Raw genomic sequence first — 16,531 nt, 5'->3', positions numbered from 1 at the left:
TCAATGGTGTTTTCTCAATAGATTATATGAGAATGATTTTCAATATCATTTATATGGGGAATTTTCTCATTAACACAAAACTTATACTCGTAGACATTTCGTATCACGCGTAATCACTTGCAACACCATTCATCTTCACGCGAGTGCGTATCTTAGGCACGCAGTACCTTTTTGTTTACCGGGAAGTTCCATCGGAATTTTCTGGTAAACAAAAAACTGGTTTTATGTACATTCTCTGCACACAAAACCAGTTCGTCATTCTCCCGATATTCTTTTATCTCCTACGGCTTACAACTCTTACAAGCCTCATATCCCTCTTCGATCAATTTCGACCGTTTTCCCGTATACTCTTCCTTATTTTCCGCCTTGACCTTCTCGACAGAGGTACAATCCGGGCGGTGGAACTTCATGGTCTTTGTATTGAGGATGTAGGTACCGCTCTCCGAATCAGATGTTTTCGAAACTGTACTGCCGGAACTGCCCGCGGACGTGTTCTTTCCGCACGAAGAAGTATTTGCGCCATTTTCGGAAGCGCTGCTATTCCCGCTGCCTGCAGCAGCTGCGCTTCCGGCACCTCCATCTTCCGCCAGCCAGTTATCCCCGGTCGCATAGTCGATCGCAACGCCCGGCTGGACATTATAGACATAAACACAGAACAGGACACCGTCTCCATCGTCCTCCACCGACTCCGCTTCCATCAGAACGCCGGAGGCCAGGAGATTGTCTCCCTCAAAGATCGGCGTCACCCGGTAGAGCACATGGTTCCCGGTTTCTTTTACATAGTCGGCTGTCAGGTTTTCGAACGGCAGCATTCCCTGAACATTCAGATATCTTGTTCCGGTGATCAGGTTCTTCTCATTTGCATTCTCCGCCGTCAGCTGGTATCCGATCAGATGGCAGCGGTTATACACATATTTTCCATCCACGAAGTCATACTTCTTATTGTGCCAGCCCGTCGGCTTGACCTCCCCGATCGAGCCGCGTTTTTCCGTCGGCATCGTATCCGTACTTACCGAAGCGTATGCCACGCCGCATCGTCCCAGCGCATCGAGGTCACTGTAGCTCTCAAAGGAGACATCCGTGAGATCGCTCTCCGAAAAATACGGAACATTTCCATTGACCGCAACATACGGTGATCCGGAATATTCCGGAATATCCGATAACTGGAAGGTTCCGGAACTTCCGCTCGTTTTCGATGAGCCGGAATTGCTTTTTCCTGACTGATCACTGCCCGCTCCGGATGCTTTTGATTCCGCAAGATCTCCCAGAATATTTCCTGCTGCCTGTGCAATATCAGCCGCCGCGCCTGCTCCCGACGCGACATCCGCGCCCTGGCAGGCAGTTACCGCGAGTGATACCGCGGCGATCACGCCGAGCAGCCATTTTCTTAAATTTTTCCTCATCTGTCATTTTCCTCCGATGTCATGATTCTATTCCGTTCTTCCCTCTGAAAGATTTACCTCACATAACGTTCTCTCGTGATCTTTTCATGGGACGAACCGGCAAACTCTTTCGTTTCTACACAGTTCCATCCTGAAAGATCGACCGGGAAATACACATCCGCAGGGTAATCCCGGTTCCACCGGTACAGATAGATTTCCTGTATCCGCTCTTCCTCCCCGGAAAGATCCGCATCTTCCGCAAAGCAGAATTCACCTTCGCCCGCTTTCTGCAGGAAATCTTCCTCCACACGGATCTGCGTCATCCCTTCTTCCACGAACTGCTTTTTACTATAGGCATCCATCCACAGGATTTTTCCTTCTGTCAGCTCCAGGATATCCCCGCGCAGGATCCGGTCCTGGCTCTGTCTGCGGTGATTGAACATCATCCCGTTATGGTCATCCACACATACGATCAGTATCATATGCTCCCCTCCCCTTGTATCATATCTTTCGATCCTATCCCGTATTCTACCACATTTCCGCCTTGCAGGCAACCGTATGTTCGATTCCTTTTTCTTTTGTAAAGTTCCTTTCAGCAGCGGAATCCAGGGTAGAAACAGACAGATACAGAATTTTCACATGAAGAATTTTTCTGACTTTCCATCAAAAATTCTTGACATAATCTTCCTTCGGTGCGATAATAAGACCGTTGAGAGATTTCAGACATCTCACAATTTCATAAACGGGCTTGTAGCGCAGTTGGGAGCGCACCACATTCGCATTGTGGGGGTCGTCGGTTCGAATCCGATCAGGTCCATAAAAAACACCATCCGTTTTCCGGATGGTGTTTTTGTTATCACCTCTGTTATTTTTGTTCCATCGGAATTTTCTATGGAACAAAAAAGCTGTTCACCCCTGCCACAAGTCCGTCTGCCAGTTTGCCCAACGTCGCGTCATCATGGGCGGAAGCTCCGTCTCCAAGCTCAATATCGATACTCGGGATCGTAGAGTAGGAAGTCTGGGTCAGATCCATCTCCATGGAGCCGGAAGAAAAGATCTTCACTCCGTTCTGTTTCAATCCGGAAACCAGCGCACCTCCAAGCTTATTGTGGGACTCCCAATGGGATTTTACCGGCTCCATCGCGCGGTAAGCGGCATTATTCGGCACACTCATATAGAAGGCGCCTTTGTCCTTTTTTGTCGAATCCCAGTGAAGGGCGATGTGGCAGTCTGCCGTGTTATTCGCCATCACGGTTCTCGCCACATTATCGAGCTGGACATCCTTTCCGTCCCGGATCATCAGGACATCATATCCCGCCGCGAGAAGCTTGTCGCGGAAGATCTGTGCCATCCGGAGTGTCACCGTGCTCTCCGCTGTTCCGTCCGCAAATGTCATTCCGCCGGATACCGCGACAGCCTTTGTCGCTCCGGCCGATGTCGTTCCGCTCGTCACCTTCGCAGTCTTATCCGGGTGACAGTAGGTCTTGACACTCGCACCGCCGGATGTTCCATGACCGGCGTTCACGGCGATCACTTTATTTTTTCTATTTGCTGTTCCATTGTGATAGTAAACCGCATGTCCGCTGTTGATCGCCGAAAAATCCGCATATTTCCAACCGGAGTTCATTCCGACCTGCCATGCCTTGTCCACGTACGCTTTTAAGGAATCCGGGACCGAAACGGTTCCATCTGCGGAGACTGCAGCCGTACCTCCGGCTGCCGTACTCGTTGAGCCGTTTCCCGCCTGCGGTTTGCTGGCCGTCAGGTAACGGCTTGCCACATAGACCGTTGTTTTGGAACCTCCCACCTGGATTTCGCTCCACTCTCCGTTATTTTTTACTCTTGAAACCTCGGTCCCTCTCGATAAGGTTCCAAGCACCTTTCCGGAAGCTGTCGATGGCTGGCTTCTGTAGTTTAATTTGGAAGCGTTCACATAAACGGTGTCCGCAAGAGCGGTCATCGGCATTGTCATCGCAAACAGCGTGAACAGTCCCGCACACAGGACTGGTTTTAATGTTTTAAATCGCTTCTGTTTTCTCATTTTTTTCCTTTCCTGCCTCAAAAGGCACCCCGTTTTTCTTCCGTTTAAATATACATGAACCTCTGCACGTGATCCATTGTCCCCGGACCATGTGCGCCTTTGCAAAGCGTCTGTCTCCGTCTGATCTGCCTAAGATAAACAGCCCGGTATCTCTACCGGACTGTTTATTCTGATTTATATTTTTGATCGTATAACTTTTAGTCTCCTAATACGTTCACGATCTTCGCAGGTGTACGATAATTCCATGTGGAGATCTTGATACCGGATTTCGCATTGGACGCATGGCACACCTGACCATTACCGATGTAGAGAGCTACATGGTTGATTCCGCCGCTTCCGGAGTAGAATACAAGGTCGCCCGGACGCATCTGGCTCGATGTGATCGACTTTCCGCTTCCGGACTGTGCACCGGAGTTATGCGGCAGGGAAACACCAAACTTCGCCATGACGGACATCGTGAATCCGGAGCAGTCTGTTCCGTTTGTCAGGCTCGTTCCGCCGTATACATAGCGGTTTCCGACGAACTGTACCGCATAGTTCGCGATCTGCGCACGCTTGGAGGAAACGCTTCCGGACTTCGATCCGGCCGCTCCGTCATTTGCACTGCTCTTCTTTCCGCTGCTCTTGGAGCTGGAACTGCTCTTTCCGGTGCTGTTCTTCGTATTGCTCTTACTGTTAGAGGTATCCGCAACTTCAACAACCGGTGTGTACTTGATCGCCTCTTCAAGACCATACTTAACATCCACGTAGTCACTGGACAGGTATGCATCCTGATCATCGATCTCGATCTTGACCCAGCCGTCCTGCTGATCCGCGACAAGGAATCGCTCACTGTTGGAGATCTGTGTGTAGATCGAAGAGTTCGTATTCGGCTCCGTCCGGACATTGACACCGTCCGTATTGGAGATCGCCATCAGTTTTGCAACCTGGAGAGCTTTATCTTTCGCCTGCTGTCCGGTCAGGATATACTCGGATTTGACATAACCGGTGATATTTCCGGAACGGATCTTCAGCCATCCTGCAGTCGATGTGTCGAGGATATCACATCCCGCATTGCTCGGCAGCTTCGCGATAATCTTGCCCTTCGTCTCATCCGGGTTATCACGGACGTTCAGGTAGTTCGATACATTGGAAACACCGAGGTTATCATAGAGGCTTAAGACGGTCTGTCTCATATCCTGCTTGATCGCTTCATCCAGGGCATATTTTACCGTGACATAATCCGCGGAGATATATCCGTCGGAAATCTGGATCCAGCCGTCCTGCTGGCTCTTGATGTCGCATCGCTCATTCTTGAATACCTGGTCCACCACGTCGGCATCCGCCTTCGGCTCGGAACGGACATTTAACTTATCCGCATCGATCACGGCGCGTTCCGCCACGTTTTCAGCAGCCAGTTTCTTCGCCTCATCCCCTGTGTAGACATACTGGGAACTCACATATCCCGTCACACCGCCGGATGAGATCTTATACCATCCTTCTGTCGAAGTATCCAGGATCTCGCAGGCACCGCCTTTCGGAAGTTTTCCGACAACCTCTCCGAAGCTCTCCGGCGTCTTTCTGACGTTCAGATATCCGGAAACCTCCGCGATACCGAGATTTGCATAGCTGTCCACGATACTCTGAACCGTCTTTTCGAATTCTTTTGATTCGATCTCCTCGGCGGAAAGCGTTGTCTCGAGAACGATATTTTTCTCTTCTCCGCTCTCGGATACCGCCTCGGTCGTCTCCAAAGAAGCCGCTGCCGTCTCGACCTTCATGCCGCCAAACGTGTCTTTATGGTTTTTGATCATGGTTCCCGCGACTGCGACAACTGCAACGATCGCAACAGCCGTACCGCCTGCTGCCAGGATCTTCATATACGGCATCGCCGCTTTTTTCTTCTTGATCTCGCGAAGTCTCAGGATATTGTCGCGCTGGCTCGCCTGATGATCCTTCTTCGGGCGTTCAGGCTGTCTGCTTCTGTGAGTTCCTGAACTTCGTTCCGAACGTGTCCTATGTACCGGCTCATGCTCTGCTTCAGCAGTTTCTGCCTGATCCGCTCCCAGAGTCTCAGATTTTTCATTCTCCGGCTCCGTTTCCTGTCCCTGCGCTGCAGTATCATCCGGCTGCTGATCCGCTTCCTGTGGTACAGACTCCGTCTGCATCTGAGGAGACTGTTCCGCCGTATTGCCGCCTGACGGCTGCTCCGCGTTCTGCCCGACAGTTTCATCTGCCGGAACTTCCGTAATCTGATCCTCCTGCGCTGCGTTATCCACGCTCACCGGATCTTCCTTTTCTGTTTCTTCCATCATTTCTCTGTCTGACATGTATGTTCTCCATCATCCGCCCCATGGACGGTTTTCATATCTTTTCGTAACGGCTTCATCCTTTTACCGTCACATCATTTACCTCTTTTTTACTCTACCCGTAATTGTAACAATCCCGGCGGAGCCTGTCAAATTTTTTCCACCGGGATTTATAATAATTTTATTTCAATTTTCTTAAAAATCTGGATTTTCTGCCGGAATTCGCCTATTTTTAATTCTTACCCAGCGTCTGGAAATGTTCCATGCTGCCGTAGAGAGACTTGATCCGCTCAAACTCCTCCCGGTCAAGAAACTCAAGTTTTCCTTTTCCGAACGCCTTCGCCGCCTCGATCATGAAGCGCGCCGCGTCGTCAAGGTCCTCCATGTGCATAGATCCTGTTGCGCATCCGGCAACAATAGTCTCGGTAGTGATCGCCACGCCCACCACCGGCGCTTTGGTGGCTGTCGCAGGCTGCAGGATGCTGTTCAGGTGGAAGATCCCGTTTCCATACGGCGTGATGTCCTGCTGCGTCAGCGCAAATACGTAGGGCAGCTTTCCGGTCGTCATCTGCATGACATCGAGAAGATCTTCGCTGACCCTCAGGATATATCCCTGACATACGGTCGGGGAGATCGCAAAACCGCGGTGATTGATGATCCGGTTGCCCTTTGTGGTATCCACGACGAGGACTGCATCCAGGTCATCCGTCACCTCCTCCTTATTTACCTGCCATGTCTCCACCGGGGAGTTCATAAACGGCACCGGTTCATGTGGAACCGTCGGTGCATCCGGGCAGACATGCGTGGAGACGAAAACGTCCCCCTCAAGGAAATCGCCTTTTGTCTGCATTCTCAGAAGTTTTGCAGCTACTGCGAGTGCTGTCAGTGCACCGTCGCCGTCCGAGACAAATCCTGTCTGGTCAGGTCTCGCGCCAAGTCCTCCGAGACGTCCGAGGATCCCGATCGTTCCCGCACTTCCGCCTTTCGACTTTCCGTTCTTCCCGGGGATCAGGATCCGCACCATGTCCGTGTGACCGTTCGGTCCCGCCAATGGATATGTCTCCGCCTGGCACATCGGGTTGATGGCTTTCAGATACTCTACCACTTCGCTGCCGGACGCTGACGCACTGTCCAGAATATCAAACAATTCGATCAATTCTTTATAAAGCATAAAACATCCTCCTTTTCCTGGTCTTATTTCCATTATTTAAAATAGCCCTGTTCCTCATAGTACCGCCGAGCCCCGTCATGAAGCGGGACCGGGAGATCCAGTGCACGGAATTCTTTGTCATCCATTGCCCGCATGAAATCCTGTCCGGCTGTATACACAGGTCCGTTGACCTCCAGCGCCCAGGCGATCTCATGGGCAAGTTTCTCGTCCATGTCCGCAGAGACACAGACCAGGACTTTCTCGCAAAATGTCGTGATCTCCTCATCCTGGTTTTCGTAGGTTTCCGCCAGGATCGTGATCTTACTGTACTCCGGGTGTCCGGCCAGGATCGCATCCAGCTCTTCGTCCGTATAGGATAAAAAGCGGATCCTGTTCTCCGATGCCAGATCCTTATAAGCTGAAACCGGACTCTCCGTGAACGCATGGATCCCGTCCGCCCACTGGTCGCGGATCCCGTCGGCTCCCCCTTTGATCCCGTAGTACCAGATCTCGGAATTTTCCTCATTGATCCCCAGAACGTCAAACACTTCCCCGGACACTTTTGCAGTCTCAGAACCTTCATTTCCGGCCGCGAGCGGATGTCCCTTTAACTCCTGTACCTCAGAAAGTCCCAGTTCTTTCGGGGATGCCCAGGTGGAGACGATCGGGTAACAGGCCGCGATCGCGCGGAGTTTTTCCTTCTTTTCGCCTTCGCACGCTCCGGTTCCCGTGTATGCCTCCAGAGCCGCCCCCGCCGGAACGATCACCAGATCATACGTTCCGTCAAACAGATGATCCATACTCACATAGGCGCCTTTCGACGGCCATGTCTCCACATAGATCCCCGGAACTGTGTTGCTGATGGTCGCCGCCACGGCTTTTCCGGCCCGGTCCATCACGCTGTCCTCAGTGAAAGTCCCCATAATGAGTTTCCGTGTCTCCTGAGCATCAGACTCCTTCTTCGAACATGCGGACAGCACGCAGGACGCGGCAAGAAGAGCCGCCATTCCCGCACACACCCGTTTCTTCCTGTTTTTCAGCATTTTCATCATGCGATATATCCGTCCACGCAGACAGCGCCATACGGGCGGATGCTCATGCGGTACGCACTTCCCGGTCCCATGGCCTTTTCGATATAGGTGATGTACTCATCAGCCACACGGTTCGGCAGCATCGCCATGATAACGCCTGCGAATCCGCCTCCGTGAACACGGCATGCGCCGCAGCCTTTCTCCTTGATAAATAACTCCGTGAGAGCCAGCGCGGATGTGATCCCCTGCTCCTCAGAGCCCGGAACATAACAGTTCTGGAGCCATTTCCAGGAGGAATTTCCGGATTCCGTGATCAGATCCAGGAATTCGTCGAAGCGGTTCTCCTTTAAAGCCTTTACTTCTTTCTCCACGCGCTTGTTCTCCTCAAAGAAGTGGAGTGCACGTAAAAATGCGCGGTCGCCCGCCTCTTTTCTCACTTTTTCTGCGTTGTCGATCACTTCTTTTTCCGTGATGTCCGCGCAGAACTCTTTGCCGAACACGGCTGCCACGCGTTTCATCTCATTCGGGATTGAGGAATACTCTTCACTCAAGTCTGCATGTCCCTTTCCTGTCTGGACGATGATCAGACTGTGATCCTGCGCGCCGAAATCATAATCGATCTTCTCAACGGCCGGTTTTAACGGGTTCTTGAAGTCGATCGTGATCATGCCGCCGACCGCACATGCCATCTGGTCGAGAAGTCCTGATCCCTTGTTCCAGTATTTGTTCTCCGCATATTTGCCGACATGGGCATATGTAACGACGTCCACTTTGCCGTCATTAAAGAATTCGTTGATCATGGAGCAGATCAGCATCTCATAGGATGCGGAGGAGCTGACCCCGGCGGAGCTGATCACGTTGCTCGTAATGTAGGCATCGAATCCGCCGATCTGATATCCCATCTCCTGGAAACCTGCCAGCATTCCTTTTGTCAGATCGATAGTCCCCGCCATCTTGTCGCTCGGCTTTAAGTTATTGATATTGATCGTGAATTTCTGGTTGTATGTCTCACTGATAATGTGGATCTCGTCGGTTCCGTTTGCTGCCGCACAGGCTACGCAGTCCAGATTGATACTTCCGGCCAGGACCTTTCCGTTGTTGTGGTCCGTATGGTTTCCACTGATCTCGGTACGGCCTGCGGAGGTAAACATGCTTACATTCTTCTCCCCAAACGCCTGTCCGAATTCCTCGAGAACATGCTCATAGCGCTTCTCATTCTCAGCGGCGCCGGTTCCGTACATCTCCTTAAAAAATCCGGACGCTTTCTCGCTCTGTAATGCTTTTTTTGCAGCTTCTCTATCCATAACCCCAATCTCCTTTTCGATCCGCTCTGCGGATATTTTGTTTACGCTAACAACGAGCCAAAGTTCGCGCTTGCGCGAGACCTTGGCGACTGTCGCGATAACAAATTCTTTTTTTCGCTTTTCTTCATGAAAAATTTTCTTTTTTACGGTATGTTCCAGTGAAATGCAGCAAAATCCGATTGAAAAGAAACTTTCTATTATTATATAATACTTCTTATATGTGTTGCAAGGAAAACTTTATCTTCGTCGTGATAAGCTTCCATATCTTTCAGGCGGTGAGCAAGCCGCTCACGCTGGTCCGGCTCATGCGTCAGGCCTCACGCGCATTCAACTTAAATGAACATGAATCAGAAAGGATTTTATATATGTTGCAAACCGACTGGGGCGGAAAACCGTACCACTCTCTCGACTATGAATTAAAGAAGCAATTTGGAAAAAAAATCTATAAGATCTCCTTAGACGGCGGCATGACATGCCCGAACCGCGACGGAACACTCGGCACAGGCGGCTGTATCTTCTGCAGCGCCGGAGGATCCGGGGATTTCGCGGAAAAACGCACCTCTTCCCTTAAGGAACAGATGGATCTCGCAAAAACCCGTGTCAGACGCAAGATATCCGGAAATGACAATTCCTACATCGCCTACTTCCAGTCTTACACGAACACATATGCTCCGCTCCCTTATCTGGAACAGCTTTTCACTGAGGCTGTCTCTTTCCCGGAGATCTGCGGTCTTTCCATCGGGACAAGACCGGACTGTCTGCCGGATGGGACGGTGAAATTATTGGCAGAATTAAACAGGAAAAAACCGGTATGGGTGGAGCTTGGACTGCAGACGATCCACGAGGATACAGCAAAACTCATCCGCCGGGGATATGAGCTTCCTGTCTTTGAGGATGCGTACCGCAGATTAAAAGCTGCGGGCCTCACCGTGATCGTCCATGTGATCCTCGGGCTCCCTGGAGAATCGAAAGAGCAGATGCTTAAAACCGTCCGATATCTCGGAGCTCTGCATGTGGACGGGATCAAGCTGCAGCTCCTCCACGTCTTAAAAGGCACTGATCTCGCAGCTCTCTACCGTTCCGGCGCTTTTCGCACGATGGAGCTGCCGGAATATCTGGAGCTCATCGGAGACTGTCTGAAAATCCTCCCGCCCGATACCGTGATCCACAGGATCAGCGGGGACGGACCGAAGTCTCTGCTCATTGCGCCGGAATGGAGTGGAAACAAGCGGCTTGTTTTGAATTCGATCGTGAAATATCTGAAGGAGCAGAAAATCTATCAGGGAATGGGGCTTTTGTAAGTGCAAAAAAGTCCGGTTTTCATGAGAGAAAATTTCTTTTTCCCACTGAAAACCAGACTTTTAATGTTTTTCAAAACGGTTGCTGCTTTCCTTCATTGTTCTGATCCACAGTCAGTCATTTCATTACAAAGCATGTGATTCCCGTCTGTCATAGACACGTCCTTTGGTTTTATTGTTAATTTTATACCGCCGCGATAATTCCGCCGTCTCCCGCGTAGACCGTTGCAAGACCGGCCATCTCCGTCACGATGATCTCCTTGAATTTTGCAGTCTGCTCAAACTTTTCTTTCACATACTGCGCGCGCTCCGGTGCATTGCAGTGTGCGATCGTAAGGCGTTTATCTTCCGTTGTTCCTGCCTCTTTTACGACGATCTCCACCATTCTCTGAAGCGCTTTCTGAATACCGCGGGCCTGATCGAGCTTGATGATCACACCGTGATCTGCGCCCATGACCGGCTTGATATTTAACTTTGTTGCGAAGAATGCCTGAAGTCCTGTGAGACGTCCGTTCTTTCTCAGCGTATCGAGTGTCTCAAGAACGAAATATGTCTTCTGTCTGTCGCGGTATTCCAGTGCTTTCTTCACGATCTCATCAAACGGGAGCTCCTGCTCACACAGTTCCTGGATATAAAGCGCAAGATTTACCTCTCCCGTGGAAGCCGACTCAGAATCGATCACCGCGATATTCTTCTTTCCAGTTCCGAACTCTTCCTCATAGAGATTCTTCGCAAGAACCGCACTGTTGTAGCATCCGCTTAAGTGGGAAGAGATCGCGATAATAAAGACATTCTCCTCCTCACAGCAAAGAGCATCCTTAAATGTCTCCGGAGACGGGCAAGCGGTCTTCGGGCATTCCGGGCTCTCCTTTACGATCTGAAGAAAACGCTTCTGGTCAAAATTCTCATCATCGATAAACTGGTGATCTTCCACCATCAGCGTAAACGGGATCAATGTAAAATGCGGATCTTTTCTCTGCTCTTCTGTAAGATCCATACAGCTGTCCCCGATAATTCTATAATTCATACTGCTTCCTCCAGCTCTATTTCCTATCACGGCTCTGATATATTTTTATTCATTCCCCGTGATGTAGTATTCAATACCATATATTATAGAGTGGCTTTTATAGAAAGTCAATAGGATGACAGTATTTTGCCGACGCTTCGTATTCTGAATTGGCAAAATCTGCAGCCGCAACGGTATCATACGGAATTTTCAGTTCAGAAACTTTCTGCCATGTACAACAACGGTTTCCAGGTAACAAGTGAAAACACGCTTCGCGAGTTTCCCCTTGTTATCGCGACAGTCGCCAAGGTCTCGCGCAAGCGCGGACTTTGGCTCGTTGTTCGCGTAAAAAAATTCCCTGCCGGACAAACAGGTGTTATCATTTCTCTTGTCTGTCTGGCAGGGAGCATATCAACGTGTGTCCGCAAGTGTCAGGATCACTTTTTACACATCTTTTCTCGATCCGATCATTCCCATCTTCTTCAGATAGGGAGCGACCGTTATTTCATCTCTGCGAAAATCTCCCGCCCGGGATAAACAGCGTTCGGGTACGCGCAGTGATTCCAGTCATACTTCCATGGATCAGAAGTCAACTTCTGTTCCATAATAAGTGCAGGTAAGCAGTTTCGCCATCGCCGCCGGATCGATCGGTCTCGGGTTGGAGCCGGTACATGCATCACCGACGGCAAGTTCTGCGATATGATCTACCTTCTCCTTGAACTCATCCTCATTGATGCCGAATTCTTTTAATGTCTTCGGAATATTCAACTTCTCGTTGAATTCATTGATCTTAGCACAGAGACTGTTGATCAGTGCCTGTCTGGATCTTCCTTCCAATCCCATTCTTCTCGCGATCTCCGCGTAACGATCAGCCGCAACCGTATCTTTCGCATTATACTGAATCACATACGGAAGATAGATCGCATTTGCACATCCGTGCGGGATATGTCCGGTGGAGAAAGCAGCACCTGTCTTGTGAGCCATGGAATGCACGATTCCTAAAAGTGCGTTGGAGAATGCCATTCCCGCGAGACACTGTGCGTAGTGCATCTCTTCTCTCGCATGCTTATTTCCGTTGTAGGATGCCGGCAGATATTCAAGAACCATCTCGATCGCCTGGAGTGCCAGCGGATCTGTAAACGGTCCGTTCAATGTGGAGACATAGGCCTCGATCGCATGTGTCAGGGCATCCATACCGGTATATGCAACCTGTTTGACCGGAAGTCCCATAACGAGATCCGGGTCCACGATCGCAACATCCGGAGTAATATTAAAGTCGGCAAGCGGATATTTCACGCCTGTCTGATAATTCGTGATAACGGAGAACGCAGTCACCTCTGTGGCTGTACCGGAAGTAGACGGGATCGCAGCGAATTTCGCCTTCTGTCTCAGTTCCGGGAAGCTAAACGGAGTGATCAGATCTTCGAATGTTGTTTCCGGATACTCGTAGAAGGCCCACATCGCCTTCGCCGCGTCGATCGGGGAACCACCGCCCATCGATACGATCCAGTCCGGTTCGAACTTGCGCATTGCTTCCGCGCCTCTCATAACTGTCTCTACGGACGGATCCGGCTCAACCCCCTCAAAAACCTCGACTTCCATTCCGCCTTCTTTTAAATAATTAACCGCCTTGTCAAGAAATCCCTGGCGCTTCATGGAACCACCGCCGACAACAAGGAATGCTTTTTTGCCCTTCAGATTCTTTAACTCTTCCAGACATCCTTTTCCGTGATAAATATCTCTCGGTAATGTAAATCTTGCCATATGTTCCGTTCTCCTTTCACAAAGCTGTCCTTTCAGACATTGATGCAGTGTTTATATCGCATATTGAGCGAAAAAGATCTGGCGAATATCCTGCCTGGTTTCCTTTTCCCTTTGAGAGTATTATATCATTGTTAAATAATTAACGCAAGCGATTCCCGGTTTATATTCTGATATTTTTATGTGTTTTAGCTTTACTTTCTATATAAAGCAGTCTGTTCTTTTTTCAGTCTTATAATTGCTTGTCAGTTTTTTTCATTCCACAGCAACTTGACTGATCGTATTTTCCTAACTGTACTCTCTCATATGCCTTGCATAACTCAGCAGACCGATCATTTGTTCAGATTCGGGGCTCACAGGCATTTTCTCCTTCTCAGTATTCCGATGATACAGACCTGCAAAACCTCTTTTTTACACTCGCGAGATTTCATAAATATCTTCCATCGGGATCTTGTCTCCCTCTTCCAGGATCAGCAGCTGCTCCGCCTCGTCCACTCTTTTTATATGCCCCGAGGCTGTCACATATGCACCGCCATCCTTTTTTTCATCGGGGACGAAGAAGGTCACCGTAATTTCAGGGTGAATCTCCTTCTCTTCCAATATCAGCCGTATTTTCTCATCCAGCTTCTCTTTTTCATATTCATCTAGCTCGATCCGCTTTTCCGTGATCCGTTCCGTCTCCCTCAGGACCGCCCCGAAACCGGTGAGTGCCGCAAATGGAGCAAACTGGGCTGCCCGGTCCCCGATCGGCATCCGGGGATGCCTTGACCTTGTCGGATATGGAAGATCAATGATATCTCTGTATGTCTCCCACGCACTCATGCCTTGTGACCTCCGATCTGGCTGTTTCTGGTTACCGCTGTCGCTCCCTCTTCCAGGTTCATTCCCTTTAGGATCGCGTTTTTTCCGAACTTTTTCTTGATCTCCAGAACCGCCTGCTGCATCCGTTTTTCCCGTGCCAGATCTTCCGCTTCCTTCTTTTTCTGTTCCAGCTGCGCTCCGTAATCAGTAAAGAGATCCAACTGTTCGTACGTTTCCTTCTTTTGCTCCGCTCCCTCACAGGCAACATGGTTTGCAGAGAGCGCGATCCGCCGCACCAGAAGTTTCGGATTCATGATCTCATCGTAAAGAGACATCACTGCGTCCGTGATCCGCTTTGTGGAAGAAGTATGTCCGCCAAGATTTTTAGAACCATGGGCATGTTTCGGGATTCTTCTCCCGTAACGGTCGGTAACAATCTCACCGCCATAATTTCCCTTTCGTTTCGGATCTGTCAGGTTCTCGATATCGTACCCCACCGTCAGGACCACCTGATCCGTCGTCAGTTTCTTATCCACAAGATCCAGCGCCAGAAGGTCTGCCATCTCCCGGACAACAAGTTTCGCTTTTTCAACGGTATAAGGGCAGGCGAGAACCTGTCCCGATCCGACACTGTGATTTTCCGGTTTATATGCCTTAACGTCCGCGATCGTACACGGTTCATATCCCCAGGCGTGATCGATCAGAAGTTCCGCATTGACTCCGAACAGCCGGTACAGAAGATCTTCATTATAATAATCCCCGTCACTTCCGAGTGAACACCTTGCGATATCCCCCATCGTATAAATTCCCCGCTCTTCCAGCTTTTTCGCATATCCACGTCCCACGCGCCAGAAATCCGTCAGTGGGCGGTGATCCCACAGATTTCTTCTGTAGCTCATCTCGTCCAGTTCTGCGATCCGGACTCCGTCCGCATCCGGCTCGATATGCTTCGCCATGATATCCATAGCGATCTTGCAGAGGTAAAGATTTGTTCCGATCCCGGCTGTCGCCATGATCTTTGTCTGTTTCTGAATTTCACGGATCATTTGGACTGTCAATTCGTGGGCCGTCGCATGATACGTTTCCAGATACGAAGTCAGGTCGATAAACACCTCATCGATCGAGTACGAATGAATATCTTCCGGAGCTATATATTTTAAATAGATCTGGTAGATCATCGAACTGATTTTCATGTAGTGCGCCATCCGCGGCGGCGCGGCGATAAAATCCAGGGCGAGATCCGGTCTTGCTGCCAGTTCATTCGCCTCGCAGGAACTTCCCGTAAATTTTCCTCCGGGAGCGTATTTCTTTCTCTCCCGGTTCACCTCCGACACTCTCTGCTCCACCTCAAAAAGGCGGGCACGCCCGGGAATCCCATACGCTTTCAGGGAAGGCGACACCGCAAGACAGATTGTTTTCGAAGTCCGGCTCCGATCTGCAACGACAAGATTTGTCGTCATTGGGTCCAGATTTCTGTCTACAACCTCGACGGAGGCGTAGAATGATTTCAGATCGATTGCAGCGTAGATCCTGTTTTCTCTGCCTGTCGTATCTGCCATTGCTATTCTCCCCTCCCATTGTTTTTTCTACAATCTTATTCAGAGTTTCTGCGCATTCCTGTTATTTTAAGCCACCAAACTCTTCGTAGAAGTATTCCTCTCTGTCTTCTTTTATTTTGCACTCACAGGAAGAAGGACCCGCAAAAAATCCCTGTGCGGCCGCGCCGGATCCGCCTCAAATACCTGGATCCGCCCATTATCAGGTCCACGGTCTTTAAACGCAGGAAACATAAATCCGCAGACCGGCATTCCAGGCTCATAATCCCCTCTCACCGGACATACCGCACAGATCAGGAAACGGTAAACTTCCTCCGATTCCCATAGACTCTCCTTATCCTTTGCCTTTCTCGGCACATCATAGTTCCCATGAAAGAAATATACCGCATAATCCCCGGACGCCTGATACTTTTCCCCAAACATCTCATAAAAAATATCCAGCAGTGCATCATTCTTTAACTCACACTCCCGAAGCGCACAGAGCAGCTGCCATACACTCCCCTGCTTCTTCTCCTCCGGGTCAAAAACATACTCCTTTAACGCAACATTCGTTTCAGAAAACGGGATCATCTTCGCGATATCAAGGTTCTTTTGCTGATCCGGCAGGGAAAGCTGACGGAAATTTTTATTAAAGGTCCCGTCCACAAATCCATCTTTATCCAGATACGCACCGGCGATCCGGTCAAAGCAGTTTCTTTTTAACGTCATTCTCCTCGTAAGTTCCAGCATGTCATCACGGTTGATCGTACCCATATATTTTCTCCGCCCTCTCTTTTTTCCATTCCTGTTTTCTGTTATTCCTGTATTCCGAAATTTTTATTCCGACTTATTTCTCTTATTTCTCTCTTGATCGATACTCCTATTATACAATCAGAACATATGTTCGTCAAGCTTTTCTATGTTTTTTCTTCTC

Annotated in this window: 13 protein-coding genes and 1 tRNA gene; 2 read left to right on the top strand and 12 right to left on the bottom strand. The window is 49.8% G+C overall.

Translation table 11 applies throughout. The features are described 5' to 3' along the window. Nucleotides 1-281: 281 nt before the first annotated feature. A complete protein-coding gene (locus tag ACXMYH_RS06430; RefSeq protein ID WP_486555729.1) occupies nt 282-1,403 on the bottom strand; it encodes a DNA/RNA non-specific endonuclease in 1,122 nt (373 codons plus the stop codon). A gap of 53 nt (nt 1,404-1,456) precedes the next feature. After that, nucleotides 1,457-1,864: a ribonuclease Z gene (locus ACXMYH_RS06425; RefSeq protein ID WP_118529588.1), complete on the bottom strand. Its 408-nt coding sequence runs from the start codon at nt 1,862-1,864 to the stop codon at nt 1,457-1,459. Between the two features lie 262 nt (nt 1,865-2,126). Between ACXMYH_RS06425 and ACXMYH_RS06420 the strand changes: the two genes are divergently transcribed. After that, nucleotides 2,127-2,199, top strand: a tRNA-Ala gene (locus tag ACXMYH_RS06420). A 72-nt stretch (nt 2,200-2,271) separates the two neighbouring features. Here ACXMYH_RS06420 and ACXMYH_RS06415 read toward each other — a convergent pair. The 5 genes from ACXMYH_RS06415 to ACXMYH_RS06395 all read right to left on the bottom strand — a co-directional run bounded on the left by ACXMYH_RS06415 (nt 2,272) and on the right by ACXMYH_RS06395 (nt 9,196). After that, on the bottom strand, nt 2,272-3,423 hold the full coding sequence (locus ACXMYH_RS06415) for an N-acetylmuramoyl-L-alanine amidase family protein (protein ID WP_486555728.1): 1,152 nt from the start codon (nt 3,421-3,423) through the stop codon (nt 2,272-2,274). Nucleotides 3,424-3,620: 197 nt separating this feature from the next. Further along, a complete protein-coding gene (locus ACXMYH_RS06410) occupies nt 3,621-5,732 on the bottom strand; it encodes a C40 family peptidase (protein WP_486555727.1) in 2,112 nt (703 codons plus the stop codon). 211 nt (nt 5,733-5,943) lie between these two features. Continuing rightward, nucleotides 5,944-6,882: a DUF1177 domain-containing protein gene (locus tag ACXMYH_RS06405; RefSeq protein WP_118529587.1), complete on the bottom strand. Its 939-nt coding sequence runs from the start codon at nt 6,880-6,882 to the stop codon at nt 5,944-5,946. A gap of 32 nt (nt 6,883-6,914) precedes the next feature. Further along, nucleotides 6,915-7,913, bottom strand: a complete 999-nt coding sequence (locus tag ACXMYH_RS06400) for a TAXI family TRAP transporter solute-binding subunit (RefSeq protein ID WP_486555726.1) — start codon at nt 7,911-7,913, stop codon at nt 6,915-6,917. Continuing rightward, nucleotides 7,910-9,196, bottom strand: a complete 1,287-nt coding sequence (locus ACXMYH_RS06395) for a galactokinase (protein WP_329751527.1) — start codon at nt 9,194-9,196, stop codon at nt 7,910-7,912. The genes ACXMYH_RS06400 and ACXMYH_RS06395 overlap by 4 nt, the downstream gene beginning before the upstream one ends. Before the next feature lie 365 nt (nt 9,197-9,561). Between ACXMYH_RS06395 and mnmL the strand changes: the two genes are divergently transcribed. Further along, nucleotides 9,562-10,497 carry a tRNA modification radical SAM protein MnmL/YtqA gene (gene mnmL / locus ACXMYH_RS06390; protein ID WP_486555725.1) on the top strand — a complete coding sequence of 312 codons (936 nt, stop codon included), beginning with the start codon at nt 9,562-9,564 and terminating at the stop codon, nt 10,495-10,497. A gap of 181 nt (nt 10,498-10,678) precedes the next feature. On the opposite strand, the gene ACXMYH_RS06385 is transcribed toward mnmL, so the two are convergent. The 5 genes from ACXMYH_RS06385 to ACXMYH_RS06365 all read right to left on the bottom strand — a co-directional run bounded on the left by ACXMYH_RS06385 (nt 10,679) and on the right by ACXMYH_RS06365 (nt 16,371). After that, entirely contained in the window at nt 10,679-11,521 is an 843-nt protein-coding gene (locus tag ACXMYH_RS06385; RefSeq protein WP_329751529.1) for a DegV family protein, read from the bottom strand. Between the two features lie 561 nt (nt 11,522-12,082). Then, complete coding sequence (locus ACXMYH_RS06380) at nt 12,083-13,264, bottom strand: iron-containing alcohol dehydrogenase (RefSeq protein ID WP_118605807.1); 1,182 nt, start codon at nt 13,262-13,264, stop codon at nt 12,083-12,085. A gap of 408 nt (nt 13,265-13,672) precedes the next feature. Further along, nucleotides 13,673-14,083 (bottom strand): YolD-like family protein, encoded by a 411-nt coding sequence (locus tag ACXMYH_RS06375; protein ID WP_118529583.1) that lies wholly within the window; start codon nt 14,081-14,083, stop codon nt 13,673-13,675. Then, entirely contained in the window at nt 14,080-15,621 is a 1,542-nt protein-coding gene (locus ACXMYH_RS06370; protein ID WP_486555724.1) for a Y-family DNA polymerase, read from the bottom strand. Before ACXMYH_RS06370 ends, ACXMYH_RS06375 begins: the two co-directional genes overlap by 4 nt. Nucleotides 15,622-15,732: 111 nt before the next feature. Next, on the bottom strand, nt 15,733-16,371 hold the full coding sequence (locus tag ACXMYH_RS06365) for a DUF4317 family protein (protein ID WP_118529581.1): 639 nt from the start codon (nt 16,369-16,371) through the stop codon (nt 15,733-15,735). Nucleotides 16,372-16,531 lie beyond the last annotated feature (160 nt).

It is taken from the genome of Pilosibacter sp. NGB245, assembly GCF_057397225.1.
The sequence above is the reverse complement of the archived record's forward strand: the minus strand, read 5'-3'. Positions and strand labels throughout refer to the sequence as shown.

Bases quoted from the DNA above. Each gene is read 5' to 3' on its own strand.
- ACXMYH_RS06430 (WP_486555729.1), bottom strand. From the start codon at position 1,403: ATGAGGAAAAATTTAAGAAAATGGCTGCTCGGCGTGATCGCCGCGGTA.
- ACXMYH_RS06425 (WP_118529588.1), bottom strand. From the start codon at position 1,864: ATGATACTGATCGTATGTGTGGATGACCATAACGGGATGATGTTCAAT.
- ACXMYH_RS06415 (WP_486555728.1), bottom strand. From the start codon at position 3,423: ATGAGAAAACAGAAGCGATTTAAAACATTAAAACCAGTCCTGTGTGCG.
- ACXMYH_RS06410 (WP_486555727.1), bottom strand. From the start codon at position 5,732: ATGTCAGACAGAGAAATGATGGAAGAAACAGAAAAGGAAGATCCGGTG.
- ACXMYH_RS06405 (WP_118529587.1), bottom strand. From the start codon at position 6,882: ATGCTTTATAAAGAATTGATCGAATTGTTTGATATTCTGGACAGTGCG.
- ACXMYH_RS06400 (WP_486555726.1), bottom strand. From the start codon at position 7,913: ATGATGAAAATGCTGAAAAACAGGAAGAAACGGGTGTGTGCGGGAATG.
- ACXMYH_RS06395 (WP_329751527.1), bottom strand. From the start codon at position 9,196: ATGGATAGAGAAGCTGCAAAAAAAGCATTACAGAGCGAGAAAGCGTCC.
- mnmL (WP_486555725.1), top strand. From the start codon at position 9,562: ATGTTGCAAACCGACTGGGGCGGAAAACCGTACCACTCTCTCGACTAT.
- ACXMYH_RS06385 (WP_329751529.1), bottom strand. From the start codon at position 11,521: ATGAATTATAGAATTATCGGGGACAGCTGTATGGATCTTACAGAAGAG.
- ACXMYH_RS06380 (WP_118605807.1), bottom strand. From the start codon at position 13,264: ATGGCAAGATTTACATTACCGAGAGATATTTATCACGGAAAAGGATGT.
- ACXMYH_RS06375 (WP_118529583.1), bottom strand. From the start codon at position 14,083: ATGAGTGCGTGGGAGACATACAGAGATATCATTGATCTTCCATATCCG.
- ACXMYH_RS06370 (WP_486555724.1), bottom strand. From the start codon at position 15,621: ATGGCAGATACGACAGGCAGAGAAAACAGGATCTACGCTGCAATCGAT.
- ACXMYH_RS06365 (WP_118529581.1), bottom strand. From the start codon at position 16,371: ATGGGTACGATCAACCGTGATGACATGCTGGAACTTACGAGGAGAATG.